The sequence below is a fragment of the Candidatus Binataceae bacterium genome (assembly GCA_035308025.1).
In the GTDB taxonomy this organism is placed as follows: domain Bacteria; phylum Desulfobacterota; class Binatia; order Binatales; family Binataceae; genus JAJPHI01.
On sequence record DATGHL010000033.1, the window covers coordinates 20,844 to 38,809 of the forward strand.

The 17,966-nt window shown below is 57.6% G+C and carries 9 protein-coding genes; 7 read left to right on the forward strand and 2 right to left on the reverse strand.

From position 1 onward, the window contains the following. Positions 1-354: 354 nt before the first annotated feature. The 5 genes from VKS22_10545 to VKS22_10565 all read left to right on the forward strand — a co-directional run bounded on the left by VKS22_10545 (position 355) and on the right by VKS22_10565 (position 11,072). Positions 355-1,581 (forward strand): MdtA/MuxA family multidrug efflux RND transporter periplasmic adaptor subunit, encoded by a 1,227-nt coding sequence (locus tag VKS22_10545; protein HLW71048.1) that lies wholly within the window; start codon positions 355-357, stop codon positions 1,579-1,581. After that, on the forward strand, positions 1,578-4,694 hold the full coding sequence (locus VKS22_10550; protein ID HLW71049.1) for a multidrug efflux RND transporter permease subunit: 3,117 nt from the start codon (positions 1,578-1,580) through the stop codon (positions 4,692-4,694). Before VKS22_10545 ends, VKS22_10550 begins: the two co-directional genes overlap by 4 nt. Next, positions 4,691-7,807, forward strand: coding sequence for a multidrug efflux RND transporter permease subunit (locus VKS22_10555; GenBank protein ID HLW71050.1), 3,117 nt, complete (start codon positions 4,691-4,693; stop codon positions 7,805-7,807). Before VKS22_10550 ends, VKS22_10555 begins: the two co-directional genes overlap by 4 nt. 245 nt (positions 7,808-8,052) lie before the next feature. After that, on the forward strand, positions 8,053-8,448 hold the full coding sequence (locus VKS22_10560) for a hypothetical protein (protein ID HLW71051.1): 396 nt from the start codon (positions 8,053-8,055) through the stop codon (positions 8,446-8,448). A gap of 758 nt (positions 8,449-9,206) precedes the next feature. Further along, on the forward strand, positions 9,207-11,072 hold the full coding sequence (locus VKS22_10565; GenBank protein ID HLW71052.1) for a glycoside hydrolase family 15 protein: 1,866 nt from the start codon (positions 9,207-9,209) through the stop codon (positions 11,070-11,072). A gap of 34 nt (positions 11,073-11,106) precedes the next feature. Here the strand turns inward: VKS22_10565 and VKS22_10570 are convergent, their stop codons facing one another. Then, positions 11,107-11,481, reverse strand: a complete 375-nt coding sequence (locus VKS22_10570; GenBank protein HLW71053.1) for a hypothetical protein — start codon at positions 11,479-11,481, stop codon at positions 11,107-11,109. Then, positions 11,447-11,749: a hypothetical protein gene (locus tag VKS22_10575; GenBank protein ID HLW71054.1), complete on the reverse strand. Its 303-nt coding sequence runs from the start codon at positions 11,747-11,749 to the stop codon at positions 11,447-11,449. Before VKS22_10575 ends, VKS22_10570 begins: the two co-directional genes overlap by 35 nt. Before the next feature lie 821 nt (positions 11,750-12,570). On the opposite strand from VKS22_10575, the gene VKS22_10580 reads away from it, so the two are divergent. Together VKS22_10580 and treS are read left to right on the forward strand one after the other, a co-directional pair. Beyond that, positions 12,571-14,556 carry an alpha-1,4-glucan--maltose-1-phosphate maltosyltransferase gene (locus VKS22_10580; protein HLW71055.1) on the forward strand — a complete coding sequence of 662 codons (1,986 nt, stop codon included), beginning with the start codon at positions 12,571-12,573 and terminating at the stop codon, positions 14,554-14,556. Next, on the forward strand, positions 14,556-17,930 hold the full coding sequence (treS, locus tag VKS22_10585; protein ID HLW71056.1) for a maltose alpha-D-glucosyltransferase: 3,375 nt from the start codon (positions 14,556-14,558) through the stop codon (positions 17,928-17,930). The genes VKS22_10580 and treS overlap by 1 nt, the downstream gene beginning before the upstream one ends. Positions 17,931-17,966 lie beyond the last annotated feature (36 nt).

Here is a 17,966-nt window from a genome sequence, read left to right on the forward strand (position 1 = left end):
TCAACATTGACCACGCCAAATCTCACACGCTGCTCGATTTCAGCTCCGAGTCAGTGATGATGGCCTATCGTCGCGGGGACGCCTGCTGATCTGCTCCGCCACTCATTTCATCTGGTTTCGCGAATTTTTTCCTGCTATTCGCTATTCATTCGCCAAGCTCTCCGACGATGCTGCGCGGCTACGGTGTGGAGAACGTCCTCCCTTATCCCTTACAAGTACTCCAGGACGAACTTACTGCCTTAGCATCGGGGAGTGGAACGATTCAGGAACTAGCGCGTCTTGGTTATGATCAGGCCTCACGTCGATGAGTGGCGGATGCGCCGTCGACCTCCAACTGCTGAGCACTTAGGAACAATGGATTCAACTGCTCCACAAGGAGGAAGCGCGAAGGATACGTATCTTCCGCCAGCCAGTGTGCACTCCAAGCGGTGGCTCTGGATTTCGGTATTCGCGATTCTCGCCGTGGCCGTCGGATATTATTCGCTGGCTCGCGTACATCGGGCGAATAACACTGCCGCACTCGCCAAGGCCGCGGCTCACCCGCCGATGCCGGTTGCCGCGACGGCCGCAAGGCGTGGCGACCTTAATCGTTATCTGAGCGCGATCGGCACCGTGACTGCCTTCAATACAGTGACGGTTAGGACCCGGGTTGACGGCCAGATCGTGAACGTCGCGTTTAAGGAGGGGCAGACGGTGCATCAGGGCGATCTGTTGGTCGAGATTGACCCGCGCCCTTATCGGGCCGCATTGGCCCAGGCTGAAGGGCAAACGGCGAAAGACCAGGCCACGCTGCTCAATGCGAAGCTCCTAATGGAGCGCGATCGGACCTTGTACCAACAGGGCGTGATCGCAGCTCAAGACTTCGACAATCAGCAGTCGCTCGTAGGCCAATCCGTCGGCGCCGTGCAAAGCGACCGGGCAAACGTCGCCGCGGCCAAGGTACAGGTGGACTACACCCGGATCGTGGCGCCGATCACCGGACGCATCGGGCTGCGGCTGGTGGATCAGGGCAACATCGTCCATGCCGCTGACACCACGGGCCTCGCCATTATTACTCAGTTACAGCCGATCGCGGTGGACTTCAGCATCCCGGAAGACAATCTGCAGCAGGTAATCAAGGATATGCGGAGCGGGCAGACGTTGGCGGTCGAGGCGCTGGACCGGGAACTCAAGACGCAACTTGCCGCGGGCACGCTCGAAACCTTCGATAGCCAGATCGATCCGACTACCGGTACGATTAAGCTGAAGGCGGTTTTCCCCAACAATGACTATGCTTTGTTTCCGAACGAGTTCGTCAACGTGAGGTTGCTGGTAGATACCTTGCGCGATACGGTGCTGGCGCCGGCAGCCGCGGTGCAGCGAAATCCGCAAGGTACATTCGTATACGTGGTCACGCCGGATAACACGGTCGAAATGCGCGCGGTGACAGTCGGCGCGACCCAGGGCGACACCGTCGCGCTAGCCTCCGGTGTCACGCCGGGCGAGATGCTCGTAACTGACGGCCTGGACCGGCTGCAGGTGGGAAGCAAAGTAGTTATCCAGACGCCCGCCAAGGGGATTGTACTGCGGAGCAGTCAATGAACCTGTCACGCCCGTTCATTTTGCGGCCCGTGGCAACCTCGCTCCTGATGGCGGCTATCCTGCTCGCGGGCGTCGTGGCTTACCGGCAGTTGCCCGTATCGGCGCTGCCCGAGGTGGACTACCCGACGATCCAGGTGCTCACGTTATATCCGGGCGCGAGCCCCGATGTGATGGCTTCATCGGTTACCTCGCCGTTGGAGCGCCAGTTCGGCGAGGTCCCCGGCCTCAATCAGATGACCTCTAACAGCTCATTCGGCAGTTCGGTGATCACGCTCCAGTTCGTCCTCAACCTCAACATCGACATTGCCGAACAGGAAGTACAAGCTGCGATCAATTCCGCCTCGACCTACCTGCCCGCGGATCTGCCTAATCCTCCGATATACAGCAAGACTAATCCCGCCGACGCTCCAATCCTGACGCTGGCGTTGACTTCGACTGAGCTTCCGCTGACCCAGGTGGAGGATTTGGCCGACACTCGGCTGGCTCAGAAGATCTCGCAAGTGTCCGGGGTTGGACTGGTCAGTATCGGCGGCGGACAGAAGCCGGCGGTGCGCGTTCAGGCAAACCCGACCGCGCTCGCCTCCTATGGCCTGACTCTCGAAAACCTGCGCAGCGCGATCGCGGCGGCCAACGTCGACGAGGCCAAGGGCAACTTCGACGGCGCGCAGCAGGCGTACACCATCGGCGCCGACGACCAACTGCTCAGCAGTGCCGCCTATCGCCCGGTGGTGGTAGCGTATCGCAATGGCGCGCCGGTGCGGCTCGAGGACGTCGCCAACGTCATCGATGGCGCCGAAAACGTTAAGCAGGCGGCCTGGATGAATAGCGTGCCGGCGGTGATCGTGAATGTTCAGCGGCAACCCGGCGCCAACATCATCACGGTTGTGGATAAGGTGAAGGCGCTGTTGCCGCGGCTGCAGACCGCGCTGCCGGGTTCGGTCAAGGTTGTGGTGCTCACCGATCGCACCACCACAATTCGCGCGTCAGTAAAGGATGTCGAGTTCGAGTTGCTGCTCACGATTGCGCTGGTCGTGATGGTGATCTTTTTGTTTTTGCGCAATCTGTCCGCGACGATCATCCCGAGCGTCGCGGTTCCACTCTCGCTGGTCGGAACCTTTGGCGTGATGTACCTGTTAGGCTACAGCCTCAACAATCTCACGCTGATGGCGCTGACGATCTCGACTGGTTTCGTCGTCGATGACGCGATCGTGATGATCGAGAACATCAGCCGCTATATCGAGGAAGGCCAGACGCCGTTCGCAGCCGCATTGAAAGGTTCGCAGCAGATTGGCTTTACGATTCTGTCGCTGACCGTGTCATTGATTGCGGTGCTAATCCCGTTGCTCTTTATGGGCGACATCGTCGGCCGGCTCTTTCGCGAATTCGCGGTCACGCTGGCCGTCACGATCCTGGTTTCGGCAGTGGTCTCTTTGACGCTGACGCCGATGATGTGCGCCCGCCTGCTGAAGTATACGCCCGCGGCAGAGCAGGGACGGTTTTATCGTGTAACCGGGAAGGTCTTTGACGACACGATCGCTTACTACGGCAAGACCCTGCGATGGGTTCTGCAACATCAGGACGCAACGTTGTTAGTCGCCGTCGGCACGCTGATCCTGACAATTCTGCTCTACATCGTCACGCCGAAAGGCTTCTTTCCGGTGCAGGATACCGGCGTGATCCAGGGAGTATCCGAATCACCGCCGACCGTGTCGTTCCCCGCGATGGTGCAGCGGCAACAGCCGCTGGCGCAGGTAATTTTGAAGGATCCCGCGGTCGAGAGCCTCTCATCGTTCATCGGTATCGACGGGACCAACACCACAGTTAACAGCGGGCGCTTCCTGATCAACCTCAAACCGTTGGCGCAGCGTAAAGTCGGCATCGGCGCCGTAATCGATCGTCTGCAGCCACAACTTGCCAAGGTTCAGGACATTACGCTGTTCCTACAACCGGTTCAGGATCTCACGGTCGAGGATCGCGTCAGCCGCACGCAGTACCAGTACAGCCTGGAAGATCCCAATGTGGACGAGTTGAACAGCTGGACGGCCAAGTTGCTGGCAAAACTCAGCCAGTTGCCTCAGTTGCGTGACGTAGCGAGCGATCAACAGAACAATGGCGCCCAGGTCGAACTGGTAATTGATCGCAGCACCGCCTCGCGCCTCGGCATCACGTCGCAGATGATCGATGACACACTCTACGATGCGTTCGGGCAGCGGCAGGTTTCGACGATGTTCACGCAGTTGAACCAGTACCACGTGGTGCTCGAAGTTGATCCTAAGTTTCAACGCAATCCGCGGGCGCTTCGAGAGATTTACCTCACTTCGCTCACTGGAGGTTCGGTGCCGCTCAGCACTTTCGTCAGCTTCGAACCGAGTAAGGTCCCGTTGATCGTGAGTCATCAGGGTCAATTTCCGGCCGTCACGATTTCGTTCAATCTGGCGCCCGGTTATTCGCTCGGCGCCGCGGTCATCGCCATCAACGCTGCCAAGGCAGAGATCGGAATGCCCGCCAGCGTCGCGACCGCTTTCCAAGGCACCGCGCAGGCCTTTCAGGCCTCATTGAGCAACGAACCGATCTTGATCCTGGCTGCTCTCATCGCCGTGTATATCGTGCTCGGCGTGCTGTACGAGAGTTACATCCATCCGATAACTATTCTCTCGACGCTGCCGTCGGCGGGAGTAGGAGCGATTCTGGCGCTGTTGCTTTGCGGGAATGACCTCAACGTGATCGCGCTTATCGGCATTATCCTGCTGATCGGTATCGTTAAGAAAAACGGCATCATGATCGTTGACTTCGCGCTCGAGGGCCAGCGCAAAGAGGGCAAGCGCGCTGACGAGGCTATTTACCAGGCGTGCCTGCTGCGCTTTCGCCCCATCATGATGACCACGATGGCGGCGCTGCTGGCCGGCTTGCCGTTGGCGTTGGGCAGCGGTACGGGTTCGGAATTGCGCCGCCCGCTCGGCATCGCGATGGTCGGGGGACTGCTGCTAAGTCAAGTGTTGACGCTGTACACGACCCCGGTGATTTTTCTTGCCTTCGAGCGGCTGACTGCTCGGCTAAGAAAGACTGCGGACGACACGGCGTACGGAAATCCTGTTCCCGCGCAGTCGCCGTGAGCTTTTCCGAGATCTTCATACGCAGGCCGGTCGCGACAACGCTGTTGACGATGGCGATCGCGCTCGCCGGAGCGGCTGCATTCCGAATGTTGCCGGTGGCGCCGTTGCCGGAAGTCGATTTTCCCACTATCCAAGTCAGCGGGAGTCTGCCCGGCGCCAGTCCCGAAACGATGGCGTCTTCCGTAGCGACCCCGCTCGAGCGCCAGTTCGGACGCATCGCGGGGCTGACCGAACTTACCTCGACCAGCGCGCTGGGAACGACCAGCATCGTTCTGCAGTTCGATCTGAACCGCAACATCGACGCAGCTGCGCGTGACGTCCAGGCCGCGATCAACGCCGCACGGAGTCAACTGCCGGCCAACCTGCCGAGCAACCCGAGCTACAAAAAGGTGAATCCGGCGGATGCGCCGATCCTGATCCTGGCGCTGACTTCGAGCACGCTGCGGCGCGGTCTGATTTATGACGCCGCCAGTTCGATCCTGGCCCAGAAACTCTCGCAAATTCAGGGCGTCGGCCAGGTCATCGTGGGCGGCAGTGCGCTGCCCGCAGTTCGCGTCGAGCTGAATCTCACCGCGCTCAACAATTACGGAATCGGGCTCGAGCAAATCCGCAACACGCTGAGCAGGGCGAACGCCAATCGCCCGAAGGGCGAAGTCGCCGATCAATCCCATGCCTGGTCGCTCGGCGCGACCGATCAACTGCTCAGCGCCAACCAGTATCGCCCGCTGATCGTCGCGTATAATAATGGCGCCGCCGTCAGGCTTTCGGATATCGCCGACGTTACGGACTCGGTTGAAGACGTGCGCAATGTGGGGCTCGTCGACAGCGTTCCGGCGGTCATGATCATCCTTTTCCGCCAACCCGGGGCCAACATCATCGACGCCGTTGATCGCGTGCTCGCGGCCCTGCCCGAATTGCAATCCTCGATCTCGCCCGCAATAAACATGGCCGTCGTTCTCGATCGGACCACGACCATTCGGGCATCAGTTCGAGACGTCGAACTGACGCTGCTTATCTCGATCTCGCTGGTCATCCTGGTGGTTTTTCTTTTCCTGCGTGATTGGCGCGCCACAGTCATTCCGGGTGTAGTAGTTCCGATTTCGCTGATCGGGACTTTCGGCGTCATGTACCTATGCGGGTACAGCCTCGACAACTTGTCGCTGATGGCGCTCACTATCTCGACGGGTTTCGTCGTCGATGATGCGATCGTAGTGATCGAAAACATCTCCCGCTATCGGGAGCAGGGCATGGACCCCTTCGAGGCGGCGGTGCGCGGCGCACGCGAAATCGGCTTCACGGTGTTATCGATCAGCGTTTCGCTGGTCGCAGTGTTTATCCCGATCTTGCTCATGGGCGGGATTGTTGGCCGTCTGTTCCGCGAATTCGCGGTTACACTATCGACGGCGGTGGCGGTTTCGTTGGTGGTTTCGCTGACCACCACGCCGATGATGTGCGCCAAGTTGTTGCGGCCCGAGGGGGACGAGCCGCGCGGAGGCTTTTACCGGGCCAGCCAAAGAATCTTCGATCGGGCGCTGGCGGCATATGCGATTGGCCTCACATGGGTGTTGCGGCATACACGCCTGACGCTAGTCATAGCCCTGGTTACGGTCGGACTCAGCGTTTGTCTGTTCGCGATCATACCCAAGGGCTTTTTTCCGCAGCAGGATACCGGGCGCCTGATGGGCGCCATTCAGGCCGACCAAGACACCTCATTTCAGGCGATGCGCGATAAACTTGCGCAGTTTGTCAGCATCATCAAGGCTGATCAGGCGGTCGACCACGTAATCGGATTTGCCGGGGGCAATGCCGGCAGCACCAACTCAGCCCGCATGTTCATCGCGCTTAAGGCGCTGCGTCCGCGCAACCTCAGTGCCGATCAAGTGATCGCGCGGCTGCATAAAGAGACCTCTCATATCGCGGGTGCGACGCTTTACCTCCAGGCCGTGCAGGATCTGCGAATCGGCGGCCGATCAAGCAACGCGCTGTATCAGTACACCCTGCAAGGATCCGACTTGCAGGAATTGAACCTGTGGGCGCCGCGCCTGCTGCGGAAAATGCGGAGCTTGCCGATATTGACCGATGTGAACAGCGATCAGCAGAATAGCGGGCTGCAGGCTTCCCTGGTGGTTGATCGCGATACGGCGGCACGCCTCGGACTGACGCAGCAGGTAATCGACGACACCCTGTACGACGCCTTCGGTCAGCGCCAGGTATCGACCATGTATACGCCGTTGAACCAATACCACGTCGTGATGGAAGCCGCGCCACAGTATTGGCAAAACCCGGACTCGCTGTCGGAGATCGATGCGCTCTCAAGCACTAACGCGGAAGTCAAGTTGAATACGTTCACCCATTACGCATCCGGGACGACGGCCCTCTCGGTGAACCATCAGGGACAGTTTCCGGCGGTGACGATATCCTTCAATTTGCGGCCGGGCGTCTCGTTGGGTCAGGCGGTTACGGAGATCAACTTGCTGCAGCGGAGCATCGGCCTTCCGAGTGAAATCCATGGCAATTTCGCCGGAACCGCGCAAGCTTTTCAGGACTCGCTCGCGAACGAACCGATGCTGGTGCTGGCCGCACTATGCGCCGTGTACATCGTGCTCGGGATTCTGTATGAAAGCTACGTTCACCCGATCACGATTCTATCGACGCTCCCGTCCGCGGGCGTTGGGGCGCTGCTCGCCCTGATGATTTGTGGGCTTGATCTCACCATAATCGCACTTATCGGTATTATTTTGCTGATCGGGATCGTCAAGAAAAACGCGATCATGATGATCGATTTTGCTTTGGAGGCTGAGCGCACGCACGGCAAAACTCCACTGGCAGCTATCGAGGAAGCCTGCCTGCTGCGCTTTCGCCCCATCATGATGACCACGATGGCCGCGTTGCTCGGCGCGTTACCACTGGCGGTGGGTACCGGTACCGGTTCTGAACTGCGCCGTCCGCTGGGAATTGCGATCGTCGGGGGTCTGATCGTAAGTCAGATGCTCACGCTATTCACCACACCGGTGATTTATCTGTACATGGAACGGGTGCGTCTGTGGGGCCTGGAAGTACGTCGGCGCATCACGGGCAAGTCGGTGAGCAGGCGCGGGGTCGTCGGCGCCTAGTTTTGTTTCTAACCACACCTGAGGCATTGCGGATGAGGCCCTCTGGCGCAATCGACCAATATAAAAATTACCCGCACAATATGTGGTTCGAATCTGAGCTGGCTCAAGCCATGAAAATGCCGCCCAGATGAATTCGGATTACATCTTCAACCAGAGAATCGCATAAATACCTATCTTGTGCACGACCGATCTCTTGTGTAGTTTGGAAAACTAATCGAGTTTAATCGCCAATAGGAGATTATCGAATGCCTCGTAGAAAGTCCGTTCAGGCCGGCGCCCCTTACCAGCAGATACAGCAGCAAGCACGCGCCTTGCTTCTGAGTTTGCGAGCGGAGATCCGTGGTAAACAGGCTGAACTCGAGCGTCTTAAGGAAGAGGAGATGGCGCTCGATCGCCTCAGCGGCAGTGTCGGTGCTGTTGCCTCCCCCTCTAAGCCGGCGCGCCGTGGCCGAGCCACCGGCGGCCGAGTCGACTGGAGCGGGATCCTTCAACAGCTACCGAAACAGTTCAAAGCTGCGGACGTGCGCGGAATTCGTGCGGTTGTAGGCAAGCGCTCGTCAGAGATTTTTGCCGCGATCACGCGCTGGATCGAAGGTGGCGCAGTAAAGCGCAAGGCGCGCGGCTTATACGAGCGCGCTTGAACAATTATCGGACTTAATCAGGGTTTGCACAATGGGGCGCCGAAGAAGTAGTTGAGTCCGGCGGGCGGTGGTTGGTTTCAGCATTCCTCGGCTACAGAGAAGTCGAGCCCGCATACGCGCTACGTCGTCACTACCGCTCCTGATCAGCAAACTAGCGGCGCGCTTCGCCCCGGCCGAATCGCGAGGTGGCCCGTTCTACCCCACCGCAACTCCCACCTTTACGAGTGAGCAGGCGGCCGACCAGCGTCGGTTGGCTGATGATTCGCCCAAACGCGCTCCCGTTACTTCTGAAACTCAGCCGAATTACAGAAATTTTTGCACGATTCACAAAATTACAAGTCTTTCAATCGGGCGGCAGGTAATGCGATGAGCCATTTTCGCCTCGTCGGTCTGGCACAACGGTTGCTTTTAGAAACACCGGGTGCGTTATACAACTCGATAACGATAAAAAGGAGCAATCTTCATGGCAGATCCAAATCCCAATGCACCGTGTCCGTGTGGTTCAGGCAAGATGTACAAGGACTGCTGCGGAAAGAATAAATAGATTTAGCCTTCGGCAGAGTCGGCACCGAAGCAAAATTTAGAGCCCTGCTCCCCCCAGGACCTAAAGGCTGCGGACCGACTCTGCCGTTCCTACCTCGGTTTCCGCCTGCGTTCCCGCTAACGGGATTGATGTATATTCCAATCGCGCAGCCGCAACACTATAGTCTTCCCTGCGGAGTTTGGTTTCACTCGCCCGAACCCACAGGTTTGACCTAATGACCGCCCGGATTGAAGACTATGCCCTGATCGGAAATTTCAAGACTGCCTCTCTAGTGAGCCGCGATGGCTCCGTCGATTGGCTTTGTGTCCCGAGCTTTGATTCGGAAGCCTGTTTCAGCGCCTTATTGGGCGATCCTACGAATGGTAGATGGCTTCTAACGCCGGATGACCAAACGGCTCCGCCCCGCCGCACCTATCGAGCAGACAGCCTCGTGCTCGAGACCGAGTTCAAAACCGCGAGCGGCGCCATTTCCGTCCTGGACTTTATGCCGATTGCTAGTCGTCGCGAACGAGGTGAATTGGTGCGAATCGTACGGGGTCGCCGAGGTCGCACGAAAATGCGCATGGAGCTCATCCTACGTTTCGGATACGGCAAGGTGATACCATGGGTACGGCGCAGACCATATGGTATCAGCGCTGTCGCAGGTCCTGACGCCGTCGAACTTCGAACGCCGATAGAGCTTGCAGGCAAGGACTTCACAACCACGGCTGCGTTTGCAGTCGCTGCAGGTGAATCGATTCCGTTCGTCCTGGCATGGCACCCGTCGAATGAACGCGGATCTCCGCATCGCGATCCCGATCTTATGTGCGCGGAAACCGAGGAATGGTGGCAGCAATGGTCCGCACGTTATCGCGGTGTCGGGAAATGGCGCAAGCTGGTGCTGCGTTCGCTGATCACGCTCAAAGCACTGACCTATGCGTCGACGGGTGGCATCGTCGCGGCGCCGACGACTTCGCTGCCTGAACAACTCGGCGGCCCGCGCAACTGGGACTATCGGTATTGCTGGCTGCGTGATTCGACGTTGACACTCTACGCGCTGATGATTTCCGGCTACTTCGAAGAAGCTCGCGCCTGGCGCGAATGGCTGTTGCGCGCCGTTGCCGGACATCCGCAGGATACACAGATCATGTATGGACTCCGCGGCGAACGCAGTCTTACGGAATTGCAGCTCGACTGGTTACCCGGTTACCAACAGAGCCGCCCGGTCCGCATCGGAAATGCGGCTCACGCCCAACTCCAACTCGATGTCTATGGCGAGGTGATGGATACGTTGCACGTCGCGGCCAAGCTTGGCTTAACTCCGAACGACGAGTGTTGGCGAATGCAATGCGCGCTGATGGAGTTTGTAGAGACAGGATGGGCGTGGCCCGACGATGGTATTTGGGAGGTGCGCGGGCCGCGGCGTAACTTTACGCACTCGAAGATCATGGCATGGGTAGCGGTCGACCGGGCGGTCAAGGCGATCGAGCGTTTCCATATGAAAGGTCCACTGCAGCGATGGCGCGCACTGCGCGAGACCATCCATCGTGACGTTTGCGAAAATGGTTTCTCGACGAAGCGGAAATCTTTCGTTCAATTCTATGGTTCCTCTGAGTTGGACGCGTCGCTCCTCATGCTGCCGCTTGTTGGATTTTTGCCGGCGAATGACCCGCGCGTGACCTCGACCGTGGCCGCAATTCAACGGGAACTGGTGGTCGATGGATTGGTGCGGCGCTATGCGACTGAAGCCGGCGTTGACGGATTACCGCCGGGAGAAGGAGCTTTTCTGGCTTGCAGTTTTTGGCTGGCTGACAACTTGGTGCTGAGCGGCCGTTACTCTGAAGCGCGCGACCTGTTCGAGAACCTGCTCAAATTTGGCAATGATGTGGGACTGTTCGCCGAAGAATATGATCCCGGGTTGAAACGTCAACTCGGTAATTTTCCGCAGGCTTTCACCCATGTCGCGCTGGTTAATACCGCCCACAACTTGACGCGGAACAGCGGGCCGGCTGCTCATCGCGCCGAGCATCCAGACACCACGTCAGCAAATACGGGAATCGGAATCGGAGGTTCGGGCGCAAAACCACATTGGGGCAAATGAGAGTGTTCTTCGCCCGGTGAAGCGCGACTAACCCTTAAGGGCGTCTGGCTTGATCAAGCGCAGCCATGCCTGCAACCAGTATTAAAATGGAGCCGCCCACAATACCCGCAGACTGCCACCATAAGAACCACTGATGCAGCAGCGCGACCGCCGATACCGTCAACCAGGCAAACGCGAAAAGTGCTGACAGCGCAAGTGACATCTGTTTAAGCGCGTGTCTAAGCGCAACATTAATTGCATTCTGAATGGTCGGTAAGGTGTTGGCGATTAGCAGCCGGGTTTCGGCATGGATAACCTTGCCAGAGTCCTCCAGCACTTTCTCCAACAAGCGCGTGAACGTCTCGCCGGACGCATCCGCGAGTATCGACTGGTCGCTAGCCGGCAGTTGAGCTTTTCCGTTTGAACTCATTTAGAATTTTGTCGGCAGCGAAGCCGAGCAATCCTCCGAACAGGACGAAGCCTAACGAACTCGGTTTATCCCGCCGATAAGCTCCTGATAGGAATCCTGCAGCTAAAGCACCTCCGGCCCAGGCTAGCGGTTTCCGCCGGATTAGTCTTTCAGGGCCATGCAGCCCAACGCCGATGGCGCCGAGCTTCCTGCTGATCTGATTCAGGGTTTGACGAAGATCCTCTCGAGCCTGACCAAGGTCGTCTTCTATTTTGGCGATTTCTTCCATAATCATCGTGCAGCAAGTTGACGAGCCCTTCGGCTACTGCCCTGCGAACAGCCCAGCGACTGGCCAGTATGAGAAGTGAAAAGCCGAGACGGCTCGTAAAACCGCCGCCTACCGCAAAGCCAGCAATCGCGCCTGATGCTACTGCACGAATCGGATATCGACGAATGTAGCGCTCCACGTCGGGCTTTCGGGATTCTTCGCAATGGATCTCGCCTGCGGATTGCATTCGCCCTCTAACTCGTCCGACGTAGTATCTGTGCGAGCGCATAACCAATAACAAAGGCACCCGCTACAGCAAGCCAAGGCTCACGTCTGACGAACCTCGAAACCGTATCGCTTACTTCGTTGACATACTCGAGTCCTTCCTCGGCGTAATGTCGCGCGGCATTTGACCCTCCGTCAACAACCTTCTGCCCGTACTCTTTCGCTCGACCTAGTGTTTCTTCGATTTTATTAGGGCCGTCTGCACTCATGATTCTCTCTCCAGTTTACGACCTCGGAATGAGTTCACAAGTTGACGGCGCAATCTTCATGCCATCGCTTCGGCGAAACGTTTCCGTCGGCAGACTGGTTCTTTCACCGTCCTTAAATAGCCCCGTACATCGTGAACCCGGAAAAAAAAACTCTCGGAATTTAGATCGGATTTGCGCAACGAAAACCATAAGCGCGCATTTGCTTATCGCACCGTCAGGTCGAACGCTGGCGCGGGCGTTGCTCAACCATCCGAGAATCAGAGTTAAAAGGGGAACACGCGAGACTCTTGCTATCTGATAGCATGGCCTATCGGAGCACCACGCAACGGCTCTCAGTATTGCTGCGCAATGAAACAACAGGATGACGAGGTTCGGGATACCGGGATTAGCCGAAAACGGCCAATTCCGCATATCATTATCGAAGCGGTGACTCCAACCATCGATTGCGGGCGTTATTGTGTCAAACGAGTTGTCGGTGAAAGCTGTGTCGTGGAGGCCGACATTTTTCGCGATGGTCCGGCCGCACTCGCCGCCGTCGTCAAGTGGCGCCGCGAGAATGATTCGCGATTAACCGAAACTCCGATGGTCTATGTTGACAACGACCGTTGGCGCGGCGAATTTCCACTTCTTGAAAACGCTCGCTACCTGTTCCTTATCGAGGCTTGGTCGCGTTCTTTCGTCACGTGGCGCGATTACTTCGCAAAAAAAACCGCCAGTGGACTCGATGTCGCCTCCAATCTCGCAGAAGGGCTGATGCTGTTGGAGGGGATTTTGGCGCGCGCCAAGGGTCCTGACAAGGATTTGCTGAGTGCGTATGTCGCGCGCCTGCGTGCGCTTGCGAGTCCGCACGACGCCGTCGCGGTAGTCGCTGCAACTGAACTCGAAGATGCTGTCGCGCGCAATGAGGAGCGTGCAGACGCCGTCACCTTTGAGTGCACATCCGTTGTTACTGCGGAGCGGGTGCGGGCGCGGTTTGGCGCTTGGTACGAAATGTTTCCGCGTTCATACGGGGCGCGCGCCGGGGAGCACGGGACTCTCCGCGGAGCCGAAGCTCGACTCCAATATATTCGCGACATGGGCTTTGATGTGGTTTATCTGGCGCCAATTCATCCGATCGGCCAAACCCAACGCAAGGGACCTAACAACTCTACCGTCGCGCCGCCGGGAAGTCCCGGCAGTCCCTGGGCGATTGGCAGCCCGGCCGGCGGGCACATGGCGGTCGAGCCGGCGCTGGGCACGCTCGATGATTTCGACCACTTCGTCGCGGCCGCAGCGCGCTATGGCCTCGAAGTCGCGCTAGATTTTGCCATTCAATGCTCCCCCGATCATCCTTGGGTTACTGAGCATCCGCTGTGGTTCGATCATCGCCCTGATGGGAGCATCAAGTACGCCGAAAACCCCCCGAAGCAATACCAGGACATCTATCCAATTAACTTTGACACGCCCGAGCAGTCCGCTCTGATCCAGGAACTGCGCAAGGTCGTACTTTTCTGGGTCGCTCACGGCGTGCGAATATTTCGCGTCGATAATCCGCATACGAAGCCGGTCGCTTTCTGGGAATGGTTGATCGCCAACGTCCAGAAGCGCTATCCGGATGTTATTTTTCTGGGCGAAGCTTTTACCCGGCCCAAAATGATGAAGGCGCTGGCCAAGGCCGGTTTTACTCAGTCGTATACATATTTTACCTGGCGTAACAACAAGCAGGAATTAATCGAGTATCTAAGTGAGTTGACCAGCGCTGGTATGGCCGACTATTTTCGACCAAATTTTTTCACCAATACTCCGGATATTCTGCCGCCCATTCTTCAGGAGGGCGGGCGGCCGGCCTTCAAGAGCCGCCTAATACTGGCCGCTTCGCTATCGCCGACATACGGAATATATAGCGGCTACGAATTGTGCGAGAATGAGGCATTAGCAGGCACCGAAGATTACGCCAACTCCGAAAAGTATGAGATTAAGGCGCGAGACTGGAACCGCCCGGACAACCTTCGCGACTTCATCGCGCTGATCAATTCGATCCGGCGTGACAATCCGGCCCTTCAGCACCTGACAAACTTGCGCTTCCTTCCAACTGACAACGATCAGATTCTCTTCTATTCAAAGACCACCCCCGATCGCAGCAATATCATTCTGATAGCGGTCAACCTCGATCCGCACAACGTCCAGATCTGCAACGCGGAGGTTCCGGCCGAGATCGTCGCACGAGCGTCCGGCGCACGTTATCAGGTTACGGATCTGCTCACCGGAGCCAGCTATAATTGGGGTGAAAAGAACTATATCCGACTTGACCCGCTTATCGAGCCTGCGCACGTGCTCCGGGTCGAAACCTCCTAATGAGACCACAGAACGGCAATCTTCATGGAGCCGGCCTGGGCGCCGATCCCCTTTGGTACAAGGACGTGATCATCTATGAAGTCCGCGTCCGTTCATTTTTCGATACCGGCGGTGACGGAATCGGCGACTTTCAGGGTTTGACCGCAAAGCTCGATTACTTACAGCACTTGGGCGTAACAGCTCTGTGGTTGCTGCCTTTTTATCCGTCGCCGTTGCGCGATGACGGATACGACATTGCCGACTACATGAACGTGCATCCGGACTGCGGGACGCTGCATGATTTTCGCAATTTTCTCAAGGAAGCGCATCGCCGCGGCCTTTATGTCATCACGGAGCTGGTGCTCAACCACACTTCGGATCAGCATCCGTGGTTTCAGCGTGCACGACACTCGCCGCCAAACAGCCGCGAGCGCAATTTCTACGTCTGGAGCGATAGTTCGGACGGCTATCCCGAGGCGCGAATAATTTTTCAGGACTTCGAGCTTTCAAACTGGACTTGGGATCCGATCGCCAAAGCCTACTATTGGCACCGATTTTACAATCATCAGCCCGATCTGAACTTCGACGATCAGGCCGTGCGCAGAGAGATGCTTAAGGTCGTGGACTTCTGGCTTGGAATGGGCGTCGACGGATTGCGACTGGACGCGGTTCCTTATCTTTTTGAGCGTGAGGGCACCGGCTGCGAGAACCTGCCCGAGACCCATAACTTTCTCGCCGAACTGCGCCGGCACGTCGACCGCAAATTTCCGAACCGGATGCTGCTGGCAGAGGCCAATCAATGGCCCGAGGATGCCGTCTCATACATGGCGGAGGGCAAGGAATGCAATATGGCATTCCATTTTCCGCTGATGCCGCGGATGTTTATGGCAGTCCGGATGGAGGATCGCTTTCCGATCACCGATATCTGGGCACAAACGCCGGCGATCAGTGAGAATTGCCAATGGGCGCTATTCCTGCGCAACCATGACGAACTCACGCTCGAGATGGTCACCGACGAAGAGCGTGACTACATGTATCGCGCCTACTCGCAGGAAGGCCAGATGCGCGTCAACCTGGGCATTCGCCGTCGGCTCGCGCCGCTGCTCGGCAATCACCGCCGGAAAATCGAACTCACCGTTGGTTTGCTCTTCTCACTGCCGGGCACCCCCGTGATCTACTATGGGGATGAAATTGGCATGGGCGATAATGTCTTTCTCCGTGATCGTGACGGTGTGCGCACCCCGATGCAGTGGTCGGGGGATCGCAACGCCGGATTCTCCAGCGCCAATCCTCAACGCCTGATTTTACCGGTGATTATAGACTACGAATACCATTACCAGACCGTGAATGTCGAAGCCCAGGAAAGCAATCCGCATTCTCTCTTGTGGTGGATGCGGCGTATAGTCGTACTGCGAAAGCAGTTTAAAGCCTTTGGCCGCGGCTCGATCGAGTTTCTCCATCCAGCCAACCCGCGCATCGTCGCCTACATACGTCGGTATGGCGACGAACAAATCTTAATCGTGGCGAATCTGTCGCGCTTCGTGCAATACGTTGAACTGAATCTGGAAATCTTCAAGGGCATGGCGCCGATCGAGTTGTTCGGGCGCACTCCATTTCCGCCAATCGGCGACCTTCCATACCTTCTAACTCTTGGGCCGCATATGTTTCTGTGGTTCTCGATCGAGCCGACGCGAACTGCAGCTCCGAGGGGGTTGATTAGCTTCCAGCCGCCGACTCTTGTGATGCGTAACTCGTTCGAAGGACTCTTCAATGGCGATTCACGCGCGAAGCTCGAGCGTGTTCTCCTTGACTATCTCCCGCATTGCCGATGGTTTCGCAGCAAAGCGCGTGCGCTGCGGGCGGTGCGGATTGCTGACATCATCCAGTTACCTCATCTGGAGAGCGGCAGCGTGATCACTCTAGTCGAAGTAACATTCAACGACGGCGAAGCTGAAACTTACGTTTTGCCACTGGGCGTGGCGGTAGGTGATCAAGCTAAGGGGATTCGGGAACTCTCGCACGAATTGGTGATCGCCGAGTTAGGCGACTTGGAAGGAACTGGCAGCGGCGAGGCCGGTGTTCTTCACGACGCCTCTGCTGATCCGGCGTTCGCCACGGCTCTGCTCGAAAGCATGGAACGCCGCCATCGGTTCCACAGTAATGCCGGCGAAGTTCGAACGTCCTCGACTATGCACTACCACCAGTTGCGCGGCGCGCAAGCTCCCGAGCCGCGTGTGTTGCGAGCTGAGCAGAGCAACACATCGATTGTCTTCGGAGACCGGCTAATCCTTAAAATCTTCCGCCGGCTCGAGCCGGGCGTCAATCCTGAGCTTGAGATAGGTCGTTTCCTGACCGAACGGGCCGCCTTTGCGCACACGCCTCTGATTGCCGGGTCTATCGAATATCTGGCCCCGCGGGTTGAACCGACAACGCTGGGTGTCTTGCAAGGGTATGTGCCGAATCACGGCGATGCCTGGGAATTTACCTTGCACGAACTGGATCACTATCTGGAGCGCGTAGCAGCGCGGCCTGATACGGCCTCTGCGCTCCCACCAGGAGACCTTGTCGATTGGATCAGCGTTGATGGCCCGGAGGCGCAGGTCGCCGAGTTGGTCGGGCCTTATCTCGAATCCGCTCGCATGATGGGGCAGCGTGTCGCCGAACTCCATCTGGCGCTGTCGTCGGATTCGCGAGATCCTGCCTTCGCGCCTGAACCTTATTCGGCCCTCTCCCAGCGCTCGGTCTACCAGTCGATGCGCAATCTGCATGGCAGAGTGCAGCGTCAACTGCTTCGCAGTCTGAGCGCATTGCCTGAGGATATTCTTAAGATCGCCGAACGAATTCCCGCATATGAATCCCGCATCATTGCTTGCTTCGAGGCTTTCCGGAAACGCCGCATCACTGCCGTTCGCATGCGCACCCACGGCGATCTGCATCTTGGCCAACTTCTCAATACCGGCAAGGACTTTATAATCATTGACTTCGAGGGTGAACCTGCAATTTCGCTCGCCGAGCGGCGGCGCAAACATTCCGCGTTGCGCGACGTCGCCGGGATGCTGCGATCGTTTTCATATGCTGCTTTTGCTGCGGTGACGGCGGAGGTCGAGCACGGAACGCTGGGCGTGGTCGAACCCGAGCAGATGACGACATGGGCGCAACTCTGGCAAAGTTGGGCGTCGTGGGCATTTCTCAAGGAATACGTAAAGGTTGCTGGACAGTCGTCGTTTATGCCCAAGACCAGCGATGAGCTACGAACTTTACTTAACGCCTTTCAGATGGAGAAGGCGGTTTACGAATTGGGCTACGAACTGAATAATCGGCCCGATTGGATCCGTGCGCCATTGAGCGGTATTGAACAGATAATCGCTACGCAGAAGGCCGGTCTGAATGACTAATGCTTGTGATGATTATCTGAGACCCGACGAGCGACC

Excerpts from the sequence above, each read along its gene's own strand:
- VKS22_10560 (HLW71051.1), top strand. The coding sequence starts at position 8,053 with ATGCCTCGTAGAAAGTCCGTTCAGGCCGGCGCCCCTTACCAGCAGATA.
- VKS22_10545 (HLW71048.1), top strand. The coding sequence starts at position 355 with ATGGATTCAACTGCTCCACAAGGAGGAAGCGCGAAGGATACGTATCTT.
- VKS22_10550 (HLW71049.1), top strand. The coding sequence starts at position 1,578 with ATGAACCTGTCACGCCCGTTCATTTTGCGGCCCGTGGCAACCTCGCTC.
- VKS22_10570 (HLW71053.1), bottom strand. The coding sequence starts at position 11,481 with ATGAGTTCAAACGGAAAAGCTCAACTGCCGGCTAGCGACCAGTCGATA.
- VKS22_10565 (HLW71052.1), top strand. The coding sequence starts at position 9,207 with ATGACCGCCCGGATTGAAGACTATGCCCTGATCGGAAATTTCAAGACT.
- treS (HLW71056.1), top strand. The coding sequence starts at position 14,556 with ATGAGACCACAGAACGGCAATCTTCATGGAGCCGGCCTGGGCGCCGAT.
- VKS22_10575 (HLW71054.1), bottom strand. The coding sequence starts at position 11,749 with ATGGAAGAAATCGCCAAAATAGAAGACGACCTTGGTCAGGCTCGAGAG.
- VKS22_10580 (HLW71055.1), top strand. The coding sequence starts at position 12,571 with ATGAAACAACAGGATGACGAGGTTCGGGATACCGGGATTAGCCGAAAA.